This window comes from Burkholderia sp. AU32262 (assembly GCF_020419985.1).
GTDB classification, from domain to species: Bacteria; Pseudomonadota; Gammaproteobacteria; order Burkholderiales; family Burkholderiaceae; genus Burkholderia; species Burkholderia semiarida.
This window is the reverse complement of the sequence record NZ_JAIZRS010000022.1, coordinates 79,509-103,004: the sequence shown is the minus strand read 5'-3', so window position 1 is coordinate 103,004 and position 23,496 is coordinate 79,509. Positions and strand designations below refer to the sequence as shown.

Here is a 23,496-nt window from a genome sequence, read left to right as displayed (position 1 = left end):
TTGTCGGGTTCTCATATATGTCGAATGACTGGCAGGTCGTTTCCAACACTTTCATGAAGAACAGCAAGCCATACGGCGGGGGCGACTTCGTGATATCGGGAAACGAGGCGATCACGCTGAAGATCAGCGATCCTGAAATCACGTTCAAGCCTTACGCGGAATGGAGGGACAAGGAAAAAGCGGAGCCGGCCGAAGCCTGGATGAACGACAGTCGCGAAACGCTGAACCGGACGTCGGTCGAATTCTGGCGCGGCCCGGTGAACGGCGACATGACGCGCCATTTCAAGCAGGTGGGCCAGACCGCCGCCTGGTGGCACGCCAAGGACTGGACGGTCGAATTCATCAGCACCGGCTGGATGGACTACAAGTCGCCTCAGCCTGCCGATGGACTGACGCCGCAAGTGACCAAGCTCTGGAAGTCGTCCAACGGCGGACGCGACTGGGTGCAGCTCGCGTGGCCCGAAGACCGGAACATCGGCCGCCTGCTGTTTCTTGATCCGCAGCGCGGTTATGCGATCGGTTGGGGCCCGCACGTGTGGCGCACGTCCGACGGTGGTCAGTCGTGGCGGGAAATCGCACTGCCACCCGGTGCCGCGGAATCCGGCAAACCCCGCCGCACCTTTGACGGCATCGACCTTGGTCCGGACGGTACCTTGCGCGTGGCATACCACGTCGGGAAAACCGAGCAAGCTGCCGCCGGAAGCGTTGTCTATCGGCTCGGCTGGGAACAATCCGAGTTCGCGCTGGATGCCGTTTTGCCCGAACAGGTGGTCGTCAACCTGTCCTCGTCTCCAACCGCGTCGAATCGCTATGCGCTTTACGCGTTGTCGCGCCTCGGTGAACCGCGCAATTCCGGCGATCCCGCCGACAAAGGACAACGCGTCGGCGCCATTTCTACCTGGACGAACAGTACACCCGAGCAGGTTCAGCAGTTGCATACGTTTGACGACAGACTGACGCTCGATAGCCTGAGCGTCGGCCGGGACGGATTGCTGCTCGTCTACGCAACCGACTCCAGCCGCAACGGCACACCGCTCGATCTCACGTTCGTCAGCAGCGACGCGGGAAAGACCTGGAACTCGAGCAGGGAGAAACTGACTCAGGGCGGATATTTCGATGCCCAAACGAACACGCTGTATTCACTGGTCGCCTATACGCTCAAGAAGCGGCAGTTCTGACCGTTCCGATGCGATGACCGCGGGGCTCCCGTCGCGATTCGGGCGTCGGCTCCGCGGCCTGCGGCCGATCCGAAATGACCGAGCAATGCGGGGCCCGGCCGCACGATCGCGACGCGACGCCTGCCCGAGCCGTCAGATACCGGTCCTGCCGAGTCGGTCGTGTCTCGGGGTAACCGCATATCCAATGAGATGCAAACACACACTCGCCGGATAGGGTTCGTCGTGAGCCTCGCCGTCCTGGCCGTGGTGACATTCAGTTATATCCGCCCCACGACGGATCGGGAGACGATTTCGACGCACTTCATGCGGGATGACACGCCATACGGCGGCAACAGTTTCCGCATCAAGGGCAATGACGTGATGAGCGTCAAGCTCGCCAATCCCGTAGTAACGTTCAAGCCTCAGCCCGAATCGAACGAGCCGCAGCGGCCCGAGCCGACCGAAGCATGGATGAACGACACCGGCGAGTTGCTGAACCGCATGACGATCAGCTTCTTCCGCGGCACAATCGACGGCGGGATGAAACGCCAATTCCAACAGGTCGGCCAGAATGCCGCCTGGTGGTACTCGCCAGACTGGATCGTTCAGTTCATCAGCACGTCATGGATGAACTACAAGGCTCCCGAGGCGCAAGGCGGCGACGCGCCACAAACCACCAAGCTGTGGAAATCGACCGATGGCGGCCAGACCTGGTCGCAACTTCGATGGCCCGCCAGCCAGAACATCGGCCGCCTGCTCTTTCTCGATCCGCAGCGCGGCTACGCGGCCGGCTGGGGCCCCCGCATATGGCGGACTTCGGACGGCGGAAACACGTGGCAAGCGGTCGACGTGCCGGCCGATGCACACGTCGGAAGCGAAACGCGCCGGGATTTCAATGAAATCAGCCTCGGGCCGGACGGGGTTCTGCGGATCGCCTACGCTGTCGCACAGACTGCCGACGCACCGGCTCACAGCGTGGTCGCCAGGCTCGACTGGGGGCGGCACGCATTCGTGACGGATACCGTGCTGCCAGGCCAGGTCATCACTGCGCTCGACACCACGCCGACCACACCGGAGTCGGGATCACGTTATTCGGTGTACATACTGTCGCGTCTCGACAAGTCGCAAAACGGAGAGGCTCACGACAATGGCCGCCGGACGGGCGCCATTTCCACGTGGACGACCGACCATCCCGAGGCCGTGCAGCAACTGCGCACGTTCGACGAGAAGCTCACGCTCGACGGTATGAGCGTCGGTCGCGACGGCCTCCTGCTCGTTTACGCAACCGATCCGAATTCCGGAAGCGGCGGTACCGGCGGCGGCGCCCCGATCGACCTGACGTTCAGCAGCACAGACGCCGGCAAGTCCTGGAATAAAACGATCGACAAGACCGCACATGGCGCCTACTTCGACGCGCAGACCAACACGCTGTACCGGCTGCACGGCTATACGCTCAAGAAGCGAACCTTCTGAGCGCGCGCCGTCTGCCACGGTGCCCCGCCTCACTGGCCACGTGACGGCTCGAACACGAACGGTTGCGTGAGCAGGAACGGATTCGCGGTCGCGCCCGTCTGCGTGCAACTCGCGTGCGTCATCGCCTCGACGGCCGCGCGATCGGCCGCCGCATTGCGGCTGCTCGTCGTCACGGTCACGTTCTGCGCTTCGCCGGACGCCGTCATCAATGCGCGCACCAGCACGGTCGCCTGGCGCGTGAGCGGCTTCGCGGTATCCGGATAGACCGCGCGCGGAATGTGGCAGGTCAGCTTGCTTTCCTGCGACGACGTCAGCATCGCGCAGCCGGAAAACAGCATCGCGACGGCGGGCAGGATCAGGTAGGTCGAGCGGATAGCCATGGTCGAATATCGTTCTTGAGTACTGGTCTGGGCACGCGCGCCGCGCGACGGAAGCCTTCCCCGGCCGCGCCGCGTGTGTTGCACCGCGCCGCGGCCATCGGACCGGCGCCCCGTTACGGCCGCACGGCCGAGCGACGCTCGACCGCGATCCTGTTCGTGGAATGTCCCGGATAGCCGCGGGCGTTTTCTACGCTCGCACCGGTTAGCCCCGCGCCGCTTTCATGCGAGCGCTTTCGCGCATTGTGCACGCGCCACCCGGTCAACGGCGGCGATTTGACAATGGTTGACGCGAATCGCCGCCCATTCGAGCGGACTCCACGCGATCCGCGATGTAATCGATACCCGACCGGCGTGGCGCGTTGCGCGTGCACCGGGCCGCGGGGCCCGCCGTCGATCCGCCTTCATCGCAACCGATAGACGCCGGTATTCCCCGTGCCGGCACGCGCAGCCGGTCAATCCGAATCGTCGTCGTCCGAGTCGTCGCCCGCGTCGGCCGGCGCTTCCCCGTACTTCGCGGCCAGTGCGGCCCGGAACGTCTTCAGCGTGGGCTCGTCATCGCACAGCTTGTACAACGCGGCCAGCTGTTGCGGCCAGTCCTTCAATTCCTTTGCAAACACATGCAGGCGCGCGACGGTATCGAGCGCGTCGGCTTCGCGGCCGGCCAGCGCCTGCAGCACCGCGTAGCGGCGCAGCACCGTCTCGCCCGGCAGCAGCGCGATCGCGCGCTCGTGCGCGGCGAGCTTGAGCGGCAGGTTCTCCGACGAAATGGTGAGCAGCGTCGCCGCACCGTAATCGCCCCACGCGCCGAACAGCCGCGACGGCGCATCGCGATACTGCGCGGCCGGGCTGCTGCCGTAATAGAGCACTTCCGCGCGCTGGTAGTCACGCAGCACCGGCACCGCCGCCAGCACGCCACCGAACGACAGCACCGCGAACAGCCCGAATGCCGCGCGCCCCGGCAGGATGCGCAGCGGCTTCACGTCGAGCAGCCCGATCACGAACATCGCCGGCAGCAGGAAGAACATGTATTGCTGCGGATACTCGACCAGCGCATGCATCAGCAGGATGCCGATCAGCGCGAAACCGAACACGCGCATGCTCGACTGCGGCGCCCGCACCGCGCGCACGAACCACGCGACGAGCGTGACGGCGAGCACGCCGAGGCCGACCAGACCGGACTTCGCGAGCAGATCGATGAAGATGTCGTGCGAGTTGTTCGCGATCTCGACGCCGCCGAGCGTGCGCACCAGCGCAAACTGGTGCGACGGGAATTCGCCCCAGCCGACCCCGAGCAGCGGATGCTCGCGGAACATCGCGAGCCCGTACTTCCACAGTGCGAGGCGCGGCGCGATCTGCCCGGCGTCGCGCATCCGGTCGGCGGCCGACTCCGCGAGATTCAGGTGGTAGTGCACGTTGGCCCAGCGCACCGCGACGTTGACCGCGATGAATGCGACGGCGAGCACGACCGGGATCAGCCACGCACGCGCATTGCCCTGCGTGCGGCGCGATTCGACCCACGCCATCCAGAACCCCGCGACGACCATCACCGCGACCTGCAGCCACGGCCCGCGCGACACCGTCAGCGCGAGGCCGACCGACAGCACGATCGACAGCGCGAGCCATGCCCACACCGCGAGCCGGCGGGTCTGCACCAGATACAGCGCGCCGGCCATCGCGAACGCGATATAGCTGGCCAGATGGTTCGCCTGCGCCATGTTGCCGTACGGACGGCGGTCGACCGCGATGTTGTACACCACGACGAACGGCGAGACGGCCGACTCGAGGTGGAACAACTGCACGATCTGCGTGCCGACCGCGAACACGCCGCCGACGAGCAGCGCACCGGCCATCATCCGCGACACGGTTTCCGCCATCCCGTCGCGCGCGAGCGCGTAGCCGGCCTGCATCGCGACGAGCGCGGCGGCCAGATAACCGAGTGCCAGCCAGTTCATCGACGGCACCTTGAGCGGGATCAGCGCCAGTTGCGCGATCAGCACCACCGCGAAACCAATCGGCACGACGAACGCAGCCGGCGCGGCGAACGGCTCGACCGGCCGGCCCGTGCGCGCGAGCAGCACGACCGATACGCCCAGCAGCAGATACAGCACGAGCGCGGAAAACTCGGAATAGAAGGTCGGGATCGGATACGTGTGATTCGTGATCGCATACGGCACGATCAGGGCGACAGCCAGCGCAACGAGCGACAACGAACGGGAAAAAGTAGAAGGCATGAGCGAACCGGGTGTCAGCAACCGGCGCACTATACAAAACTTTCCCCGCTCTGTGCGGCGCACGCGCGATGAACCGCGGCGCGTCCGCCGCCGCATCGGACACGCGGCGGCCGGCTTTGCGCACGGGCCGCCGCCCTTCCATACCGGCGGCGGCGCTACGCACGGCACTCCGCGGGCGCATATTTCGCGGGCAGCGTCGCGGCGTTACCCGGCAACGGCCCCGCTCCCGGCGCGGGCAGCGACGATGCGTCCTTGCCGGCGGCGAAACATTCCCACGCGATCGCGCCCGCCTGTATCGCCCCCTTTTTGAGCGGTACGCGCGCGGTGGGCGCATCGGCCTTGTCCGGCGCCGACGGCACGAGCACCAGCGTATTCGCGCCGGCCGCGGCGACGCGGGGGGGTAAACGCGACCGTGATCTGGCCGGTGGCGCCGTCGATCGCAACCGATTCGACGTTGCGGGTCGGGGCAGGCGGGCTGTAGCCGCCGTCGAGGCTCGCGCCGCTCGCCGCGTTGTCGGCGACCGCGAGCCGCGCCGACGACGCGAGCGCAAGGCCCTCGCCGACGCGTGACCGCGCGAGGTAATCCTGGTACGCGGGAATTGCATAGGCGACGACGACGCCGACGATCGCCAGCACGATCATCAGTTCGATCAGCGTGAAGCCGGCCGGCCGCCAGCGCGGCGACGGCCGGTTCGCGCGCCGCAGGTCGGCGGCAACGCGACGAAACAGGGAAACGGAAAAAGCTTCGAACATGACAGGCTCCGGAAACGAAAAACGCCTGCCGATACAGGCAGGCGTCTCGATCGTAGCCAGCGGGCCGCGAAGCCGACAGTCGGCCGGATGGCCAGTCAGGGCGCGTGCGTCACGCCGCGGCGCTTCCTGAGCGCGTAACCGATCGCCACGACGAACAGCGCGCCGGCGATGCTTGCGCCATAGACCACCGACGGCGAATCGAGCACCGGCCAGCGGTCGCCGACCGGGTCGTTCACGATCAGCCCGCCCGCGATCCAGCCGAGCAGCCCCGCGCCAAGCGCCACGACGACCGGGAAACGGTCGAGCAGCTTCAGCACCAGCGTGCTGCCCCACACGATGATCGGCACGCTGACGACGAGCCCGAAGATCACGAGCGCGAGCCGGTGCGACGGATCGGCCTGCTCGGCCGCGCCGGCGATCGCGATCACGTTGTCGAGGCTCATGACCGCATCGGCGATCACGATCGTCTTCACGGCATCCCACAGCCGGTCGGCCGGTTTGATGTTGTCGTGCGCGTCGGCGGCCGGCGCCATCAGTTTGATACCGATCCACAGCAGCAACAGCCCGCCGCCGAATTTCAGGAACGGTACGTCGAGCAGCGCGACCGCGAACGTGATCAGCGCGACACGCAGCAGGATCGCCCCCGCGGTGCCCCAGACGACGCCGCGCAGCCGCTGGTTCGCCGGCAGGTTGCGGCACGCAAGCGCGATCACGACCGCGTTGTCGCCGCCGAGCAGGATATCGATGATGACGATCTGGAGAATGGCGCCCCAGTGCAGCGAGGTCAGGAATTCGAGCATGGAGGTGAGGAAAGGACAACGGCCGCCTCGCGGGCGACCCGGTTCATCGCCGGCACATGCATGACGCATGCCCGGTGCTTACGAATTCATTGCGGGAGCATAACAAAAAACGCCGGCAAAGCCGGCGTTTTCTGCAGGACGAGCCCAACGGAAACAATTACAGCGCCTTCTTCAGCAGACGGCCCATTTCCGACGGGTTGCGCGTGACGGTGATGCCGCACGCTTCCATGATTTCCAGCTTCGCTTCGGCCGTATCCGCACCGCCCGAGATCAGCGCGCCGGCGTGGCCCATGCGCTTGCCCGGAGGCGCCGTGACGCCCGCGATGAAGCCGACGACCGGCTTCTTCATGTTGTCCTTGATCCACTCGGCGGCATTGGCTTCGTCCGGACCGCCGATTTCGCCGATCATCACGACCGCATCCGTATCCGGATCGTCGTTGAACATCTTCATCACGTCGATGTGCTTCAGACCGTTGATCGGGTCGCCGCCGATACCGACTGCCGACGACTGGCCGAGGCCCAGTGCCGTCAGCTGCGCAACCGCTTCATACGTCAGCGTGCCCGAACGCGACACGACGCCGATGCGGCCCTTGCGGTGGATGTGACCCGGCATGATGCCGATCTTCAGCTCGTCCGGCGTGATCGTGCCCGGGCAGTTCGGCCCGAGCAGCAGCGTCTTGCGGCCTTCGCGACGCATGCGGTCCTTCACTTCGATCATGTCGCGCACGGGGATGCCTTCCGTGATGCAGATCGCGAGATCGAGGTCGGCTTCGACCGCTTCCCAGATCGCAGCGGCCGCGCCTGCCGGCGGCACGTAGATGACCGACACGGTCGCGCCGGTTTCCGCCTTCGCTTCCTTGACGCTCGCGTAGATCGGAATGCCTTCGAAATCTTCGCCGGCCTTCTTCGGGTTCACGCCCGCGACGAATGCTTCGCGGCCGTTTGCGTATTCACGGCAGGCGCGCGTATGGAACTGACCGGTCTTGCCGGTAATGCCCTGCGTGATGACCTTCGTGTCCTTGTTGATCAGAATCGACATGTATTTTGACCTCTGTTCGATGGGCGTCGCGAGCAAGCCGCGCCGCCCTACGTGTTCATTAGCGCGTGCTTACTTGCCTGCGGCAGCCGCGACGACCTTCTGCGCGGCTTCTTCCATGCTGTCCGCCGAGATGATCGGCAGGCCCGAATCGGCCAGCATCTTCTTGCCGAGGTCCTCGTTCGTGCCCTTCATGCGCACGACGAGCGGCACGTTCAGGTTCACGGCCTTCGAACCGGCGATCACGCCTTCCGCGATCACGTCGCAGCGCATGATGCCGCCGAAGATGTTCACGAGGATCGCCTTCAGGTCCGGGTTCTTCAGCATCAGCTTGAACGCTTCCGTGACCTTCTCGGTGGTCGCGCCACCGCCGACGTCCAGGAAGTTCGCCGGCTCGCCGCCGAACAGCTTGATGGTGTCCATCGTCGCCATCGCGAGGCCCGCGCCGTTCACGAGACAGCCGATGTTGCCGTCGAGCGAGATGTACGCGAGGTCGAACTTCGACGCTTCGATTTCAGCCGGATCTTCTTCGTCCAGATCGCGGTACGCGACGATTTCCGGGTGACGGAACAGCGCGTTCGAGTCGAAGTTGAACTTCGCGTCGAGTGCGGTGACCTTGCCGTCGCCGGAGACGTTCAGCGGGTTGATTTCAGCCAGCGATGCGTCGGTTTCCCAGAATGCCTTGTACAGGCCTTGCAGGATCGCGCGCGCTTGCGGAATCGATGCGGCCGGCACACCGATCTTCGCGGCGAGGTCGTCGGCCTGCGCGTCCAGCAGGCCCGTCGACGGCTCGACGATGACCTTGTGGATCAGTTCCGGGTGCTTTTCGGCGACTTCCTCGATGTCCATGCCGCCTTCGCTCGAACCCATCAGCACGATCTTCTGCGAGATGCGGTCGACGACGAGGCTGACATACAGTTCCTGCTTGATGTCGGCGCCTTCCTCGATCATCAGACGGTTGACCTTCTGGCCTTCCGGGCCCGTCTGGTGCGTGACGAGCTGCATGCCGAGGATCTGGTTCGCGTATTCGCGCACCTGTTCGATCGACTTCGCCACCTTCACGCCGCCGCCCTTGCCACGGCCACCCGCGTGAATCTGAGCCTTCACGACCCATACCGGGCCGCCGAGCTCTTCCGCCACCTTGACGGCCTCGTCAACCGAGAACGCCGGCTTGCCGCGCGGTACCGCGACTCCGAATTTCCGCAGGATTTCCTTACCCTGGTACTCGTGAATCTTCATGCGTGATTCCCTTCAGTCTGAGAGTTGGATGAAAAGTCGCTTAAGACGCTTCTTCGAATGATTTCCGTTCATTCCTTCGTGCTGCCTTCACCGGGCAGGTCCGGCCGAATCGGGCCGTACCAGCGCGGGTAGTACTGCCGTACGACCTCGCCGTCGAATCGCAGCGCCCGGCAGCGGCCGAGCTGGAAAGGCGGTTCGGCGTGCGCGCCGTCATGATCCGGCCCTTCGCCGCCCTCCTCGCGCACGTTCCACACATCACCGGCGAACGCCTGGATCGCGGCCGTCGGCAGCACGGCGCACAGTTCGGTGAGATGGGAACAGCCGGCGACGCCGGCGAGCAGCCGGTTCGCGTTGCGGCGGAAATTGCGGAAGAGGTTGAGCCCGATGAGGGCCCGATAGGCGGGAGAAGCGGATTGACAGTGACCGGGATAGGGAACCCATTCCGAAGACGCTTCGGCGTCGACGACATTGAGGTCACGATCGATGGTCACGCGTAGCCAGAGTTCGTGGATCGGCAGGCCCTGGGGCCGGATGCCCGACGCAAGCGCGACATCGCGCGGCTTGTGGTCGGTCAGGCAGGCTTCGATGTCCCACAAGCCGTCGCCGCGCTCGTAGGCTTCCGCTCGGATTGCGCGTCGATGTCGCAACTGACGGGGCACGGGCTCGGATAGCGGCATGCTGGAGGTTGAGGCCGAAGAGGAAAACCCGTGGATTTTAGCATATTGGGTATTTGAGACATCCGGCCTCGACGGCGGGTATTCCCGCCTGTCCGGAAGCGGTTGCGATGCAGCAAAATCGCGCGCCCCGCGCGCGACCGGGCGGCTCAGTCGTCGAGCGGGAAATCGTCGCCGACCTTCAGCAACTTCACGATGGTCGCGCTCGAGAAGCCGCGCGCGGCAAGGAAGCGCGCCTGCTTCGCGCGTTCGGCGGGCGTTTGCGGCAGCGCACCGAATTTCTTGCGCCACACGGCCTGCGCGCGCGTCAACTCGGTCTCGCGCAATTGGGCATTCACCGCTTCGACGAGGCTGTCGCCGACCGCGTGGCGCTTCAGTTCGCTGACGATGCGCGCGACGCCGACGCGCGACGCGCGGCGATGCACGAGACTCTCGGCGAAGCGCGCGTCGGACAGCCAGCCTTCCTGTTCCAGCGCATCGAGCACCGGTTCGACGGATTCGTCTTCGCCGACGTAGGGGGCGAGCTTGCGCGCGAGCTCCGCGCGGCTGTATTCGCGCCTTGACAGATAGCCGAGCGCACGGCCCTTCAATGACCGCGGCGGTTTCGACGGCTTGCGCTCGCCTACGCCCGACGCGTCGCTCGAAGCAGCGCCGCGGGAAGATGCGCCGGCTGCGCGGCGTATGCGGCGCGGATGCTGGCTGCTGCGCGTATAGACATCTTCCGTCGCGGGCGCATCGGCTGCGCGATCGTCCGGGACGCGATCGTCCGGGACGCGATCGCCCGGGAAGCGGACACCGGACACGCGACGGCGGGAGCGGTCGTGCGCGTCGAACGACTCATCGTCGTCGAACGGGTCGTCCGGTGCGGCAATCTCAAACGAAACGAGGGCATCGTCGGATGCCCTCGTCGCGGTGCGGTTCGCGGCGTTGCCGCCTGCGCCCCGCCGGTCGGCGCCCGAGGATCCGACTCGCCGCCCGGAGCGACCCGCCGTTTCGGGCGTGTCGTGCTCCGCCGGCTCGCGAGCCTGACCTCGGCGCGCAACCATCACTCTTCTTCGTCCATCGCCTCGGCTTCGTTGACTACGCCATCGGGCATCGCCACGACACCGAGCGATTCGCGGATGCGGTTCTCGATCTCGCGCGCGATTTCCGGATTTTCGCGCAGGAATTCACGCGCGTTGTCCTTGCCCTGGCCGATCTTCTCGCCGTTGTAGCTGTACCAGGCGCCCGCCTTGTCGACGATCTTCGCCTGCACGCCGAGATCGATGATCTCGCCCTGGCGCGAAATGCCTTCGCCGTACAGGATGTCGAAGATCGCTTCGCGGAACGGCGGCGATACCTTGTTCTTGACGACCTTCACGCGGGTTTCGTTGCCGATCACCTCGTCGTTCTTCTTGATCGAGCCGATCCGGCGGATATCGAGACGCACCGACGAGTAGAACTTCAGCGCGTTGCCGCCCGTCGTGGTTTCCGGGTTGCCGAACATCACGCCGATCTTCATCCGGATCTGGTTGATGAAGATCACGAGGCAGTTCGTGCGCTTGATCGTGCCGGTCAGCTTGCGCAGCGCCTGCGACATCAGGCGGGCCTGCAGACCCGGCAGCGAATCGCCCATCTCGCCTTCGATTTCGGCCTTCGGCACGAGCGCCGCGACCGAGTCGATGACGATCATGTCGATCGAGCCCGAGCGCACCAGCGCGTCGGTGATTTCGAGCGCCTGCTCGCCGGTGTCCGGCTGCGAGATCAGCAGCTCCGGCACGTTCACGCCGAGCTTCGCGGCATATTGGACGTCGAGCGCGTGCTCGGCGTCGATGAACGCCGCGGTGCCGCCCAGCTTCTGCAACTCGGCGATGACCTGCAGCGTGAGCGTGGTTTTGCCGGACGATTCCGGACCGTAGATCTCGACCACCCGGCCGCGCGGCAGGCCGCCGACGCCCAGTGCGATATCGAGACCCAGCGAGCCCGTGGAGACGACCTGGATATCCTCGGCCGCTTCGCCGTCGCCCATGCGCATGATCGAGCCTTTGCCGAACTGCTTCTCGATCTGCGCGAGTGCGGCCGCCAGCGCCTTGCTCTTCTCGGCGGTCATCCCGGAGCCCTTCTTGCTATCTTCCATGAATCGTCCTTTGCTATGATGAGCAGCGTCTGTTAAAGGCGCGCCCGCTTTCAAGCGCCGCCCACGAATGCAGACACTGTATAAAAAAACAGTGTTTTATGCAAGCCCGCAATGCAGGCTGCGTTGTACACGGATAACTTCGGAGACAGCCGCGCCGGCGCGAACGCCTCGCCGGCCATCGGTCAGCAACATGCGAATTCTCATCGCCGAAGACGACAGCATACTCGCGGACGGCCTCACCCGGTCACTCCGCCAATCGGGCTATGCCGTCGATCACGTGAAGAGCGGCGTCGACGCCGACACCGCGCTGTCGATGCAGACTTTCGACCTGCTGATCCTCGATCTCGGGCTGCCGAAAATGTCCGGGCTCGACGTGCTCAAGCGCCTGCGCGCACGCAATTCCAATCTCCCCGTGCTGATCCTGACCGCCGCCGACAGCGTCGACGAGCGCGTGAAGGGGCTCGACCTCGGCGCCGACGACTACATGGCCAAGCCGTTCGCGCTCAACGAGCTCGAGGCGCGCGTGCGCGCGCTGACCCGGCGCGGCGCGGGCGGCGGGCCGACCGTCGTGCGCCACGGCTCGCTCGCGTTCGACCAGGTCGGCCGCATCGCGTATGCGAACGATCACGTGCTCGATCTCTCGGCGCGCGAACTCGGCCTGCTCGAGGTGCTGCTGCAGCGGATCGGCCGCCTCGTGTCGAAGGAACAGCTCGTCGATCACCTGTGCGAATGGGGCGAGGAAGTCAGCAACAACGCGATCGAAGTCTACGTGCACCGGCTGCGCAAGAAGATCGAACCGAGCGGCGTGCGGATCTCGACCGTGCGCGGCCTCGGCTATTGCCTCGAGAAGGTCGCGCCCGCGACGCCGCCCGACCCGGCGGCGCCCCAGCCCGCGGCGGCCGGCACGCCGCTGCGCTGACGCCGGGCGGCGCCGCGATGGCCACGCCGGCCCATTCCCGTCACCCGACCGGCGCGCCGTCGTCAGCCGCCGACGAGGCGCGCGACGCGCGCTACGAGAACCCGTTCGCGCCGCCCGACGAAACCGAATCGGCCGAAACGCCGCGCCCGCGCTCGCTGTTCGGCGAAATCCTCGACTGGATGCTCGCACCGCTGCTGCTGCTGTGGCCGATGAGCATCGCCGTCACCTATCTCGTCGCGAAGACGATCGCGAACAGCCCGTTCGACCGCGCGCTGGAGACCAACGCGTACGTGCTCGCGCGGCAGATCCATCCGGTCAACGGCGTCGCCGAGCTGACGCTGCCGGAGCAGACGCGCGACTTCCTGCGCGCGGACAACATCGACAGCGTCTACTTCCAGGTGCTCGGCACGCGCGGCGAGCTGGTCGCGGGCGAAGCCGACATGCCGCTGCCGCGCGACGAGGACCGCCCGCCGCCGGGCGTCGTCGTGTTCCGCGACGACCTGCTGCGCGGCAACGACGTGCGCGTCGCGTACACGACCGTCGCGCTGCCGCAGGCGAGCGGCGCGCAGCCCGTGCTCGTGCAGGTCGGCGAGACGCTCGACAAGCGCAACGCGCTCGCGAACGACATCATCAAGGGCGTGATCCTGCCGCAATTCGTGATCCTGCCGCTCGCGATCCTGCTCGTCTGGTTCGGGCTGTCGCGCGGGCTCGCGCCGCTCAACGCGCTGCAGGCGCACATCCGCGCGCGCCGGCCCGACGACCTGTCGCCCGTCGAGGCGCAGCGCGCGCCGCCCGAGATCGAGCCGCTCGTCACGTCGTTCAACGACCTGCTCGCGCGGCTCGAACAGAACATGGCGCTGCAGAAACGCTTCATCGCCGACGCCGCGCACCAGATGAAGACGCCGCTCGCGGGCCTGCGCACGCAGGCCGAATTCGCGCTGCGCCATCCGGTGCCGCCCGACGTGCAGCGTTCGCTCGAGCAGATCGCGACGAGCTCCGAGCAGGCCGCGCGGCTCGTCACGCAACTGCTCGCGCTCGCGCGCGCCGAGAACCGCGCGAGCGGGCTCACGTTCGAGCCGGTCGAGATCGGTTCGCTCGCGCGGCGCACCGTGCGCGACTGGGTGCAGGCCGCGCTCGCGAAACGCATGGATCTCGGTTACGAAGGCCCGGACGACGACGCGCCGCTCGACGTCGACGGCAATCCGGTGATGCTGCGCGAAATGCTCGGCAACCTCGTCGACAACGCGATCCGCTACACGCCCGAAGGCGGCCGCATCACCGTGCGCGTGCGCGCCGAGCGCACGAGGCGGCTCGTGCATCTCGAAGTCGAGGATACGGGCCCCGGCATCCCGGCCGGCGAACGCGAACGCGTCGTCGAGCGCTTCTACCGGATCCTCGGCCGCGAAGGCGACGGCAGCGGCCTCGGGCTCGCGATCGTGCGCGAGATCGCCACGCAGCACGGCGGCACGCTGATGCTCGACGATCACGTCTACCAGCACACGCCGCGCCTCGCCGGCACGCTGGTGCGCATCAGCCTGCCGCTGACCGACACCACCCCGGATTAACCCTGACGCGCGCCGCCGCGGCTGGGTGCAAATATGCCGAAACCGGCGTTTTAACGGACGTTCGCATCACGATCGACACGCGAAGCGGCCGGTTCGCCACGGGTTAACGTGCAGTCGTTTTGTACGCGCGAGTCAGTACGCCGTAAGTTTCCGTGCCAATAATCGTCGACAGGCCCGCCCTCCCAAGGCGGCCGCACATCTATATCAAGGGACTTGGAGACGATTCATGGCAACGTTAGGCGGGCAAATTTCGCACTCGCCGATGACGGGCGAAGAGAAGAAGGTGATCTTCGCGTCGTCGCTCGGCACCGTGTTCGAGTGGTACGACTTTTACCTGGCCGGCTCGCTCGCGGCCTACATCAGCAAGAGCTTCTTCTCCGGCGTCAATCCGACCGCCGCGTTCATCTTCACGCTGCTCGGCTTCGCGGCCGGCTTCGCGGTGCGGCCGTTCGGCGCGATCGTGTTCGGCCGGCTCGGCGACCTCGTCGGCCGCAAGCACACGTTCCTCGTGACGATCGTGATCATGGGCGTCTCGACGTTCGTGGTCGGCTTCCTGCCCGGCTACGCGTCGATCGGCATCGCCGCGCCGGTGATCTTCATCGCGATGCGGCTGTTGCAGGGCCTCGCGCTCGGCGGCGAGTACGGCGGCGCGGCGACCTACGTCGCCGAGCATGCGCCGGCCAACCGGCGCGGCTTCTACACCGCGTGGATCCAGACGACGGCCACGCTCGGCCTGTTCCTGTCGCTGCTCGTGATCCTCGGCGTACGCACGTTCGTCGGCGAGGAAGCGTTCGGCAACTGGGGCTGGCGCGTGCCGTTCGTCGCGTCGATCCTGCTGCTCGGGGTGTCGGTGTGGATCCGGTTGCAGTTGAACGAATCGCCGGTGTTCCTGCGCATCAAGGCGGAAGGCAAGACGTCGAAGGCGCCGCTGACCGAGGCGTTCGGCCAGTGGAAGAACCTGAAGATCGTGATCCTCGCGCTCATCGGCCTGACGGCCGGCCAGGCCGTCGTGTGGTACACGGGCCAGTTCTACGCGCTGTTCTTCCTCACGCAGACGCTGAAGGTCGACGGCGCCAGCGCGAACATCCTGATCGCGATCGCGCTGCTGATCGGCACGCCGTTCTTCCTGTTCTTCGGTTCGCTGTCGGACAAGATCGGCCGCAAGCCGATCATCCTCGCGGGCTGCCTGATCGCCGCGCTGACCTACTTCCCGCTGTTCAAGGCGCTCACGCACTACGCGAACCCGCAGCTCGAACTCGCGACGCAGAAGGCGCCGATCACGGTCGTCGCCGATCCGGCCACCTGCTCGTTCCAGTTCAACCCGGTGGGCACGTCGAAGTTCACCAGCTCGTGCGACATCGCGAAGAGCGCGCTCGCCAAGGCCGGCCTGAACTACGAGAACGTCGCGGCGCCGGCCGGTGCGCTGGCCCAGATCAAGGTCGGCGACACGGTGATCCAGACCTACGACGGCAAGGCGGCCGACGCGAAGGCGCAGGGCGCGGCGTTCGACAAGACGCTCGCGTCGACGCTGAAGGGAGCCGGCTACCCGGCGAAGGCCGACCCGGCGCAGCTCAACTGGCCGATGACGATCGTGATCCTGACGATCCTCGTGATCTTCGTGACGATGGTCTACGGCCCGATCGCCGCGATGCTGGTCGAGATGTTCCCGACGCGGATCCGCTACACGTCGATGTCGCTGCCCTATCACATCGGCAACGGCTGGTTCGGCGGCTTCCTGCCGGCGACCGCGTTCGCGATCGTCGCGGCGAAGGGCAACATCTACTCGGGGCTCTGGTATCCGATCGTGATCGCGCTGGCCACGTTCGTGATCGGCCTGCTGTTCGTCAAGGAGACGAAGGACTCGGACATCTACGCGCAGGATTGAGGCTGCGGGCGGAGCGGGAGATAGCCGGCGCGGATGCACTCGTTTCCGTGACCGGCTCCCGCCGGCGATGAAGGCCGGTAAGGGCTCACGGCAACTTTTTCGGGAAAGATCGAAAAAGGTGTTGACAGCCGAGCGGTAGATCTACATAATTCAAGTCTTCGGCGAATTAGCTCAGTCGGTTAGAGCGACGGAATCATAATCCGCAGGTCCGGGGTTCGAATCCCTGATTCGCCACCAAATGCAGAAAGGGCTCAGCGCAAGCTGGGCCCTTTTTCTTTGCTCCGCAGACATCGCGCGGCAACAATTCCGGCATCGCCAATCCTAATCACGCGACTCCCGCCACGGTTGCCCAAAATCTGACTGCCCGCCCGAAGCCGCCCCCCCCCCGACGCCCGCATCAGTGACGCCTTCTCATCGCGCCCGCAGCGCAACAGCTCCTGCTTCGTTTGCCGTATTTTTCGATGCCGCTCGCTTGGAAGTCGCAGCTCGCGGCCAACCACAACTGCACTCATGACAACCTTCACGGAGGTTGCGGCATAGGTCTTCCTTCTGCTTGGTCTTGTAATCCTACCTGCTTACCACCTTGCGAACCTCGCCCAGCAGCTTCTTCGTGGCGGCAGGCCCGGAAATGGTCACGTCGTCTACATAAGCCGTCATCCGGCATTTCTCGCCCTCTGCCAGTTCAGCGATATCGTTGAACATATGCCTCCCCGCAAAGAAAGCGATCTTCGCCGCACGATTCGTTTTCGTAATACACAACCTCAAGAACGTCGGCCACTTGCCGTTATCACGACATACTGCGTCGATAGCCAATCGGTCGACTCTGGCCACGGTCTTTGCCGCCGATGGTCCCTGGCGGTCTGCGCAGCAAGTAACGTTGCCTGCAAGACGCCATGTCAAAAATGAAACCTGTAGCCCTCCTCGCGAGCGTTTTTATTGCGGCGACATCTGGTTGCGCATCGCGGCCGCCCATTTCCTTCGAGCCGCCAGCGCCGGCCCAATGCTGCTCCACTTTCCAGAGCTTTCACTTCGACGACCTTGGGCCCGACGGGGCCGACAGCGTGTCAATCCAGGTCGGACAAAGTCCCACTTTCGACTTTCCTGAAGGGCGATCTACCTTCGTAGCCTACAAAGTTCCGGCAACGCATCCCGAAGTGGTGGAAGTAAGAACGTATATCGCTGCTTGGGGAGCAATGCTGCTTCCCCATGTGACCATATTCAAACCGCGCCTGATGTTCCTCGACGACAACCTGCACATTACGGAAACAGATCGTCTCGAACCACTGAAGGGCCGCTCCAGGTCTCTCGCCACCCCTTACTTTTTCGCAAGAGCGCAGGTTCCGGCAAACGCGAAGTACATGATCGTCTACGCCGCATCGTCGGCAAATAGCGAGCGGCTGATTGCCTATTCACAAAACGGCTCGATGTACGCCATACCGAACGCCTACGAAGGCAAAATCTCAATTACTTTCCCATGAACAAGTCAGTACGTATATTCGCAAGCGCCCGAGCAATCGCCTTGTGTGTGATTTCTGCTTGGCTCCTCTCTGCTTGCGCCTCGCCTCTACTCACGACCGATATCAAGCTTGGACCAAACGACACGACCGCAAAGGTACGATTCCGGTTCGTCGGTAACGGTTGGTTGAATATCCTCGAACACGGAAGTGCCGCTTGCTATGCTGAAGCAGACCCGGCCATTCGGTCACTCGCCTCCATCACCTATCAGGCGCGCTCCCTGAATGCAACAACTTGGCTCTTTAGTCAGCCAAGGCTTGGTATGCCGAACGACCTGGAGGATGTGTCGCAACTCACATACGCTGAAGTCGTCGTCAAGGCCGGCATCCCCCTCGTTTTTTCAGCACATTGGAGCATTGGGGATCGCTATCGGTACTACAAGGCTTGGCGATTCCTTAGCTTCACTCCGGTAACGGGAGCGGACTACGAGGTTGTCGTCACGGACGACGTCAAGATACCGATGTCCGTGACTATTGCCCGACTTCAGGTCGATGATGGAAAGATCGTGCGAACTCCTGTGGAGGTAACGCCGCTGCGCATCTGCGGGACGTCCTGACTCGTCGATTGACAGGAGCGACGCAAATCGGTCTGGACAATAGCCGTCCACATCCCTGATTCGCCACCAAATGCGAAAAGCCGCTGTTTCTTTCGAAACAGCGGCTTTTTTCATTGCTTCATCCAGCGCACGCCGTGCCGCGCGCTGCCCGTCCTTCAGGCCGCGCGCCGCGACTACGCCACCACCGCTCCGCGCCGCGCATCCGCCGCCTCCACCCCCACCTTCCCCCGCCAGTTCTCCCCGCCCTCCAACGCCGGCGTCGCCTCGAACACCTCCGCGATCCAGTCGGCGAACACGCGCACCTTCTGCGACAGATGCCGGTTGTGCGGATACACGATCGAGATCGGCTTCGGCTTCGGATTGCAGTCCGGCAGCACCTCGACCAGCGAACCGTCGAGCAAGTGCGGCAGCACCATGAACAACGTAGGCTGGATCATCCCGAAGCCTTCGAGCCCGCACGTGACGTACGCATCCGAATCGTTGACCGTGACGCTGCCGTTCATCCGCACCTCGAACGGCTTGCCGTCGATCATGAACACCCACGGAATCGTCCGCGCGCCGTGGCTCGCGCGAAAATTCACCGCCTGATGTTCGACGAGATCGGCAATCTCGTTCGGCTCGCCGTGACGCGCGAGGTAATCGGGCGACGCGCACGTCACGCGCTTGAGCATCCCGATGCGCCGCGCGACCATCGACGAATCCTCGAGCGGCCCGACCCGGATCATGCAGTCGATGCCTTCCTCGACCGGATCGACGTAGCGGTCCGACAGCCCCAGCTCGAGCGTGATGTCCGGATAGCGCTGCCGGAAGGTCGACAGCGACGGCAGCACGATACGCCGCCCGAGCGAACTGGGCATGTGGACGCGCAGCATGCCGCTCGGCTTGCGGTTGCCCGCCTGGAAACTCGCGTCGGCCTCGGCGATCTCCGCGATGATCTTCATGCAATGCTCGTAGTACGCGGCGCCCTCCGGCGTCAGCGACAGCCGGCGCGTGGTCCGGTGCATCAGGCGCACGCCGAGCAGCGCCTCGAGATTCTGGATGATGGTCGTCACCGACGCGCGCGGCATCGAGAGCGTGTCGGCCGCCCGCGTGAAGCTGTTCGCGTCGACCACGCGGGTAAAAACTTCCATTGCCTGGATCCGGTCCATGCTGCTCCCCCTTTCGAATCGCCAACGGAACAGAATAGAGCGCGCGGCGGGCGCGGCACAAGCCCCCGCCTATTGTTCTCCGATCCTGAATAGTTTCGAAACTTCGGACTGGAAACCGACCGGTTTCCGTTCAGTTCCGGGCGCCACCCGCTCCGGCCCCGATGATCGGTGGACCGTTACCGCACGAACCGCTCGCGATATCCCTGCGGCGACACGCCGAACACGCGCACGAAACTGCGCCGCAGCGTCTCTTCGGAACCGAAGCCGCACCGCCCGGCGATCCGCTTGACGGGCCACGCCGTTTCGCCGAGCAGGCGTTGCGCGGCCTCGACACGGATCTGCTCGACCGCGCGCGCGGGCGTGCGGCCGGTTTCCGCGCGATAGTGACGCACGAAGCTGCGCTCGCTCATGCTCATGCGCTCGGCCAGCGCGGGCACCGACAGGTCGGCCGTCAGGTGCTCGGCCATCCACGCGTGCAACTCGCCGAACCGGTCGGCGGTGCGCTGCATCGACAGCATCGTGCTGAATTGGGCCTGCCCGCCCGGACGCTTCAGGAACACGACGAGCTCGCGCGCGACGTCGAGCGCGGTCGCCCGCCCGAGATCGTCCTCGACCAGCGCGAGCGCGAGATCGATGCCGGCCGTCACGCCGGCGGACGTCCACAGCGCGCCTTCGCGGATGAAGATCGGGTCCGGCTCGACGCGCACGTTCGGGTAGCGCGCCGCGAATTCCTCGCAGCGCGCCCAGTGCGTGACCGCGCGCCGCCCCTCGAGCAGGCCGGCCTCGGCGAGCAGGAACGCGCCGGTGCACACCGACGCCACGCGCCGCGCGCGTCCGGCCTGCTGCCGCACCCAGCGCACCACCCGCGCGTCCTTCGACGCCGCGTGCACGCCCTTGCCGCCGGCGACGATCAGCGTGTCAGGGTGGCGCGCGATGGTGCGCAGCGACTCGGCCATCACGACGAGGCCCGACGACGTCTCGACAGGCCCGGCTTCGACGGCCACGACGCGCGGCGCATACGGCGCCGGCTGCCCGCGCTCCAGCGCGAGCTCGTTGACGGACGCGAACACCTGCAGCGGCCCCGTCACATCGAGCAACTGCGCACGGGGAAACGCGAAGACCAGGATCGAACGCGGGGCGGCGGCAGGCATGGCGATTGGCTGAAAACGTGGGTGATATGGCAATTTCGCCAAACACTACGCGCCTAGAATCGATCTGTCCATCCTGTGCCGAACGGCGCGTTCCCTTTCCCCTCCGGAGCCTTCGCATGACACTTCACATCGGCCTTCTCGTCTTTCCGGGCGTCCAGCAACTCGACCTCACCGGCCCGCACGACGTGCTCGCGTCACTGCCGGACGCGGCCGTTCATCTGGTGTGGAAGTCGCGCGACGCGGTCGCATCGAGCAGCGGCCTCGCGCTCGCGCCGACCTGCACGTTCGACGACTGCCCGCCGCTCGACGTGATCTGCATCCCGGGCGGGATCGGCATCAACGAATTGCTGCTCGATGCCGAAACGATCGCGTTCGTGCAGCAGCGTGCGGCCACCGCGCGCTATGTGACGTCGGTCTGCACGGGCTCGCTGCTGCTCGGCGTGGCCGGCTTGCTGCGCGGACGACGCGCGACGACGCACTGGCGGTTCCACTCGCTGCTGGAACCGCTGGGCGCGATACCCGTGCGCGAGCGCGTCGTGCGCGACGGCAACCTGGTCACGGGCGGCGGCGTGACGGCCGGCATCGACTTCGCGCTGACGATCGCCGCGGAGCTCGTCGGCGACGAAGAAGCGCAGGCGATCCAGCTTCAGCTCGAATATGCGCCCGCGCCGCCGTTCGACGCCGGCTCGCCCGACACCGCGCCGGCCGCGGTCGTGACGCGCGTCACCGAACGTACGGCGGCCGGCTTCGCGAAGCGCAAGCAGATCGTCGAGCAGGCGCTGCGCGCCACGTCGCGCTGAAGGCGGATGTCGGGAAAATGACTGGAAAGCGGCGCCCGCGCGCGCCGGGGAACACATCGATGAACATCATCCGGAGTGCCGCATTCACGGCGGACCGCGCGTGGGGCGCCCTCGACATCGCGAACCTGAACGGCATCACGATCCGGCTGCACTGGACCGACCAGCCGTATCGCTGGCACGTGAACGACGGCGAGGAGGTGTTCGCGGTGCTCGATGGCCGCGTCGAGATGCGCTACCGCGAAGCAGGCGTCGAGCACGCGACGGTGCTCGAAACGGGCGACGTCTTCCATGCGACGGTCGGCACCGAACATGTTGCGCATCCGCTTGGCGCCGCGCGCATCCTCGTGATCGAGACCGAAGGCAGCGCCTGACGGCCGGTATCGGCGCCGCGATGCCGCGCGAACGACGAGCGCCTGCGGGCGGCGGGACTCAGCCCGAGATCGTCCCGGTTGCCTGCGATGCGATCAGTTTCGGCTGCGGCATGCACTGGCACTGGCACAGGTCGTGTTCGAGCGCGACGACCTTGCCCATCACGGTCATCGTGCGCTCGCCGCCGTCCGACACGATCACGCCCGGCGACTTGCACGCCGCACAGAACACGGATGCGCCGAGATACGCGAGTTCGCGCCCGTCGAACGACGAATTGGCGATCCCTTCGAGCACGACGCCGCCGTGATCGGTCGTGTCGCCCTTCAGAATGAATTTGCGGCTCATGATGTCGGTTCTTCCCTCGGAAACGCCGCGCAACGCAGCCGTGCACGGGCATCGTGAAACCGCCCGTCGGTCGCGGGCGTCCCGCGAGCATATCACCCGGACACGATTGCATGCGACGGTTCGATCCGCTGCTTCGTCGCGGCCGTGCGTCGGCACGATGGCGCGAAAACGCCGGAAATACTTTATCTCGATAAAATCGAATCGCCCGATATCTCAAATACGCGAAAAAACAATCGTCTGAACTTTCGTACAATTACTAAAAATGGTTGTAAAAATTACCCTTAACCGGACGCAAACCAGCGCTCACAAAACGCCGAAACCCTATATTTTCCGGGCTTCCCAGCCATCAAATCAACCTATAGTTTCATAATACTTTTTCCTCCATCGTCCGACGCTCTGAACAGTAAATTGGAAGATAGAATTAAATAAACAATTTCTGATTCTAGGCAAAAAAATGGACGAACTCCTTCCAATGCGACTATTTGTCAAGGTTGCCGAACTACAAAGTTTCGTGCGCGCCGCGACCGAACTGAACATCTCCAATTCGTCGGCCACCCGCATGATCATGAGCATCGAGAACCGGCTCGGCGCGCGCCTGCTGAATCGCACGACCCGCAGCCTGTCGCTGACCGACGCCGGCCACCTCTACCTGGCGCAGATGCGTCACGTGATCGAGGAAATCGACCGCGTCGAGGAAACGATCGCGTCGATGCACCAGGAACCGATCGGTTCGCTGAAGATCGCCGCGCCGGTCATGTTCGGCATGCACGTGCTCGCGCCCGCGATCGACGCGTTCAAGGCACGCCATCCCAACATCGTGCCGGAAGTCACGATCGTCGACCGCCATGTCGACCTCGTGTCGGAAGGCTTCGATATCGGGCTGCTGCTGTCGCAGCACATCGGCAACAGCACGTTGGTGAAGCGCCCGCTCATGCAATTCCAACGCGTCGTCTGCGCGTCGCCGCAATATGTCAGCCGGCACGGCTCGCCGGCCCATCCGCACGATCTCGCCACGCATGCATGCCTGGTGTTCCATGCCGACTTCGCGAGCGATTACCTGACGTTCGAGCACGACCAGACGCGTGTCACGGTGCGCCCGAACAAGGCCGCGTCGTCGAACAACTTCGGCATGATCCGGAACTGGGCGCTTGCCGGCATGGGCATCGCAGTCCTGCCGGACTTCCTCGCCGAACCGGATCTTCATGATGGCCAGCTTCTGGCCCTGCTCGCCGACTATCGTCTCGAAGCGCTCCAGATGAACGTCGCATACCCGAGCCGCAAGCACTTTCCGCGTAAATCCCGCCTTTTCATCGATCACCTCGTCGAACATTTCGTCAGTTGAATGATGCGATCGCGACGGTCTTTTCGGTGCCAGATGGCTTCC

At 65.1% G+C, this 23,496-nt stretch carries 22 protein-coding genes, 1 tRNA gene and 1 pseudogene; 11 read left to right on the top strand and 13 right to left on the bottom strand.

Features of this window, described 5'->3' with window-relative positions; translation table 11 throughout:
* Nucleotides 1-17: 17 nt before the first annotated feature.
* Complete coding sequence (locus LGN10_RS24590) at nt 18-1,178, top strand: WD40/YVTN/BNR-like repeat-containing protein (RefSeq protein ID WP_226225296.1); 1,161 nt, start codon at nt 18-20, stop codon at nt 1,176-1,178.
* A 303-nt stretch (nt 1,179-1,481) separates the two neighbouring features.
* Nucleotides 1,482-2,630, top strand: coding sequence for a glycosyl hydrolase (locus LGN10_RS24585; protein WP_226225295.1), 1,149 nt, complete (start codon nt 1,482-1,484; stop codon nt 2,628-2,630).
* A 29-nt stretch (nt 2,631-2,659) separates the two neighbouring features.
* Here the strand turns inward: LGN10_RS24585 and LGN10_RS24580 are convergent, their stop codons facing one another.
* The 9 genes and pseudogenes from LGN10_RS24580 to recA form a co-directional block, all read right to left on the bottom strand.
* Nucleotides 2,660-3,010 (bottom strand): TonB family protein, encoded by a 351-nt coding sequence (locus tag LGN10_RS24580; RefSeq protein WP_226225279.1) that lies wholly within the window; start codon nt 3,008-3,010, stop codon nt 2,660-2,662.
* 452 nt (nt 3,011-3,462) lie between these two features.
* The gene (locus LGN10_RS24575; protein WP_226225277.1) at nt 3,463-5,241 is read right to left on the bottom strand and encodes a PglL family O-oligosaccharyltransferase; all 1,779 of its coding nucleotides are present in this window, start codon (nt 5,239-5,241) and stop codon (nt 3,463-3,465) included.
* Between the two features lie 155 nt (nt 5,242-5,396).
* Nucleotides 5,397-5,994: pseudogene (locus tag LGN10_RS24570) on the bottom strand (pilin).
* Nucleotides 5,995-6,089: 95 nt separating this feature from the next.
* Nucleotides 6,090-6,794, bottom strand: coding sequence for a TerC family protein (locus LGN10_RS24565; protein ID WP_059578598.1), 705 nt, complete (start codon nt 6,792-6,794; stop codon nt 6,090-6,092).
* 157 nt (nt 6,795-6,951) lie between these two features.
* Nucleotides 6,952-7,833, bottom strand: a complete 882-nt coding sequence (gene sucD, locus LGN10_RS24560) for a succinate--CoA ligase subunit alpha (RefSeq protein WP_006477916.1) — start codon at nt 7,831-7,833, stop codon at nt 6,952-6,954.
* 69 nt (nt 7,834-7,902) lie between these two features.
* Entirely contained in the window at nt 7,903-9,069 is a 1,167-nt protein-coding gene (sucC, locus tag LGN10_RS24555; RefSeq protein ID WP_006477915.1) for an ADP-forming succinate--CoA ligase subunit beta, read from the bottom strand.
* Nucleotides 9,070-9,137: 68 nt separating this feature from the next.
* On the bottom strand, nt 9,138-9,746 hold the full coding sequence (locus tag LGN10_RS24550; protein ID WP_060315087.1) for a DUF2889 domain-containing protein: 609 nt from the start codon (nt 9,744-9,746) through the stop codon (nt 9,138-9,140).
* A gap of 146 nt (nt 9,747-9,892) precedes the next feature.
* Nucleotides 9,893-10,789 (bottom strand): recombination regulator RecX, encoded by an 897-nt coding sequence (gene recX, locus LGN10_RS24545; protein WP_226225276.1) that lies wholly within the window; start codon nt 10,787-10,789, stop codon nt 9,893-9,895.
* Nucleotides 10,789-11,859, bottom strand: coding sequence for a recombinase RecA (recA, locus tag LGN10_RS24540; RefSeq protein ID WP_059578606.1), 1,071 nt, complete (start codon nt 11,857-11,859; stop codon nt 10,789-10,791). Before recA ends, recX begins: the two co-directional genes overlap by 1 nt.
* 190 nt (nt 11,860-12,049) lie before the next feature.
* Here recA and LGN10_RS24535 point away from each other — a divergent pair, with 190 nt between their 5' ends.
* The 4 genes from LGN10_RS24535 to LGN10_RS24520 all read left to right on the top strand — a co-directional run bounded on the left by LGN10_RS24535 (nt 12,050) and on the right by LGN10_RS24520 (nt 16,465).
* Nucleotides 12,050-12,778, top strand: a complete 729-nt coding sequence (locus LGN10_RS24535; RefSeq protein ID WP_226225275.1) for a response regulator transcription factor — start codon at nt 12,050-12,052, stop codon at nt 12,776-12,778.
* A 17-nt stretch (nt 12,779-12,795) separates the two neighbouring features.
* On the top strand, nt 12,796-14,343 hold the full coding sequence (locus LGN10_RS24530) for a sensor histidine kinase (RefSeq protein WP_226225274.1): 1,548 nt from the start codon (nt 12,796-12,798) through the stop codon (nt 14,341-14,343).
* 226 nt (nt 14,344-14,569) lie between these two features.
* Nucleotides 14,570-16,228, top strand: a complete 1,659-nt coding sequence (locus tag LGN10_RS24525) for an MFS transporter (protein WP_059643034.1) — start codon at nt 14,570-14,572, stop codon at nt 16,226-16,228.
* Nucleotides 16,229-16,388: 160 nt separating this feature from the next.
* Nucleotides 16,389-16,465, top strand: a tRNA-Met gene (locus tag LGN10_RS24520).
* Nucleotides 16,466-16,795: 330 nt separating this feature from the next.
* On the opposite strand, the gene LGN10_RS24515 is transcribed toward LGN10_RS24520, so the two are convergent.
* Nucleotides 16,796-17,059 (bottom strand): hypothetical protein, encoded by a 264-nt coding sequence (locus tag LGN10_RS24515; protein WP_226225273.1) that lies wholly within the window; start codon nt 17,057-17,059, stop codon nt 16,796-16,798.
* Nucleotides 17,060-17,121: 62 nt separating this feature from the next.
* Here LGN10_RS24515 and LGN10_RS24510 point away from each other — a divergent pair, with 62 nt between their 5' ends.
* Both LGN10_RS24510 and LGN10_RS24505 read left to right on the top strand, forming a co-directional pair.
* Nucleotides 17,122-17,706 (top strand): hypothetical protein, encoded by a 585-nt coding sequence (locus LGN10_RS24510; RefSeq protein WP_226225272.1) that lies wholly within the window; start codon nt 17,122-17,124, stop codon nt 17,704-17,706.
* Nucleotides 17,703-18,299: a hypothetical protein gene (locus tag LGN10_RS24505; protein ID WP_226225271.1), complete on the top strand. Its 597-nt coding sequence runs from the start codon at nt 17,703-17,705 to the stop codon at nt 18,297-18,299. Before LGN10_RS24510 ends, LGN10_RS24505 begins: the two co-directional genes overlap by 4 nt.
* 173 nt (nt 18,300-18,472) lie before the next feature.
* Here LGN10_RS24505 and LGN10_RS24500 read toward each other — a convergent pair whose 3' ends face one another.
* Complete coding sequence (locus tag LGN10_RS24500; RefSeq protein WP_124658644.1) at nt 18,473-19,447, bottom strand: LysR family transcriptional regulator; 975 nt, start codon at nt 19,445-19,447, stop codon at nt 18,473-18,475.
* A 176-nt stretch (nt 19,448-19,623) separates the two neighbouring features.
* Nucleotides 19,624-20,598 (bottom strand): GlxA family transcriptional regulator, encoded by a 975-nt coding sequence (locus LGN10_RS24495; protein ID WP_226225270.1) that lies wholly within the window; start codon nt 20,596-20,598, stop codon nt 19,624-19,626.
* A gap of 116 nt (nt 20,599-20,714) precedes the next feature.
* Between LGN10_RS24495 and LGN10_RS24490 the strand changes: the two genes are divergently transcribed.
* Entirely contained in the window at nt 20,715-21,398 is a 684-nt protein-coding gene (locus LGN10_RS24490; RefSeq protein ID WP_059578626.1) for a DJ-1/PfpI family protein, read from the top strand.
* 59 nt (nt 21,399-21,457) lie between these two features.
* The gene (locus tag LGN10_RS24485; RefSeq protein WP_226225269.1) at nt 21,458-21,769 is read left to right on the top strand and encodes a cupin; all 312 of its coding nucleotides are present in this window, start codon (nt 21,458-21,460) and stop codon (nt 21,767-21,769) included.
* 58 nt (nt 21,770-21,827) lie between these two features.
* Here the strand turns inward: LGN10_RS24485 and LGN10_RS24480 are convergent, their stop codons facing one another.
* Nucleotides 21,828-22,112: a PAAR domain-containing protein gene (locus tag LGN10_RS24480; protein ID WP_226225267.1), complete on the bottom strand. Its 285-nt coding sequence runs from the start codon at nt 22,110-22,112 to the stop codon at nt 21,828-21,830.
* A gap of 454 nt (nt 22,113-22,566) precedes the next feature.
* On the opposite strand from LGN10_RS24480, the gene LGN10_RS24475 reads away from it, so the two are divergent.
* A complete protein-coding gene (locus tag LGN10_RS24475; RefSeq protein WP_059578634.1) occupies nt 22,567-23,454 on the top strand; it encodes a LysR family transcriptional regulator in 888 nt (295 codons plus the stop codon).
* Nucleotides 23,455-23,496 lie beyond the last annotated feature (42 nt).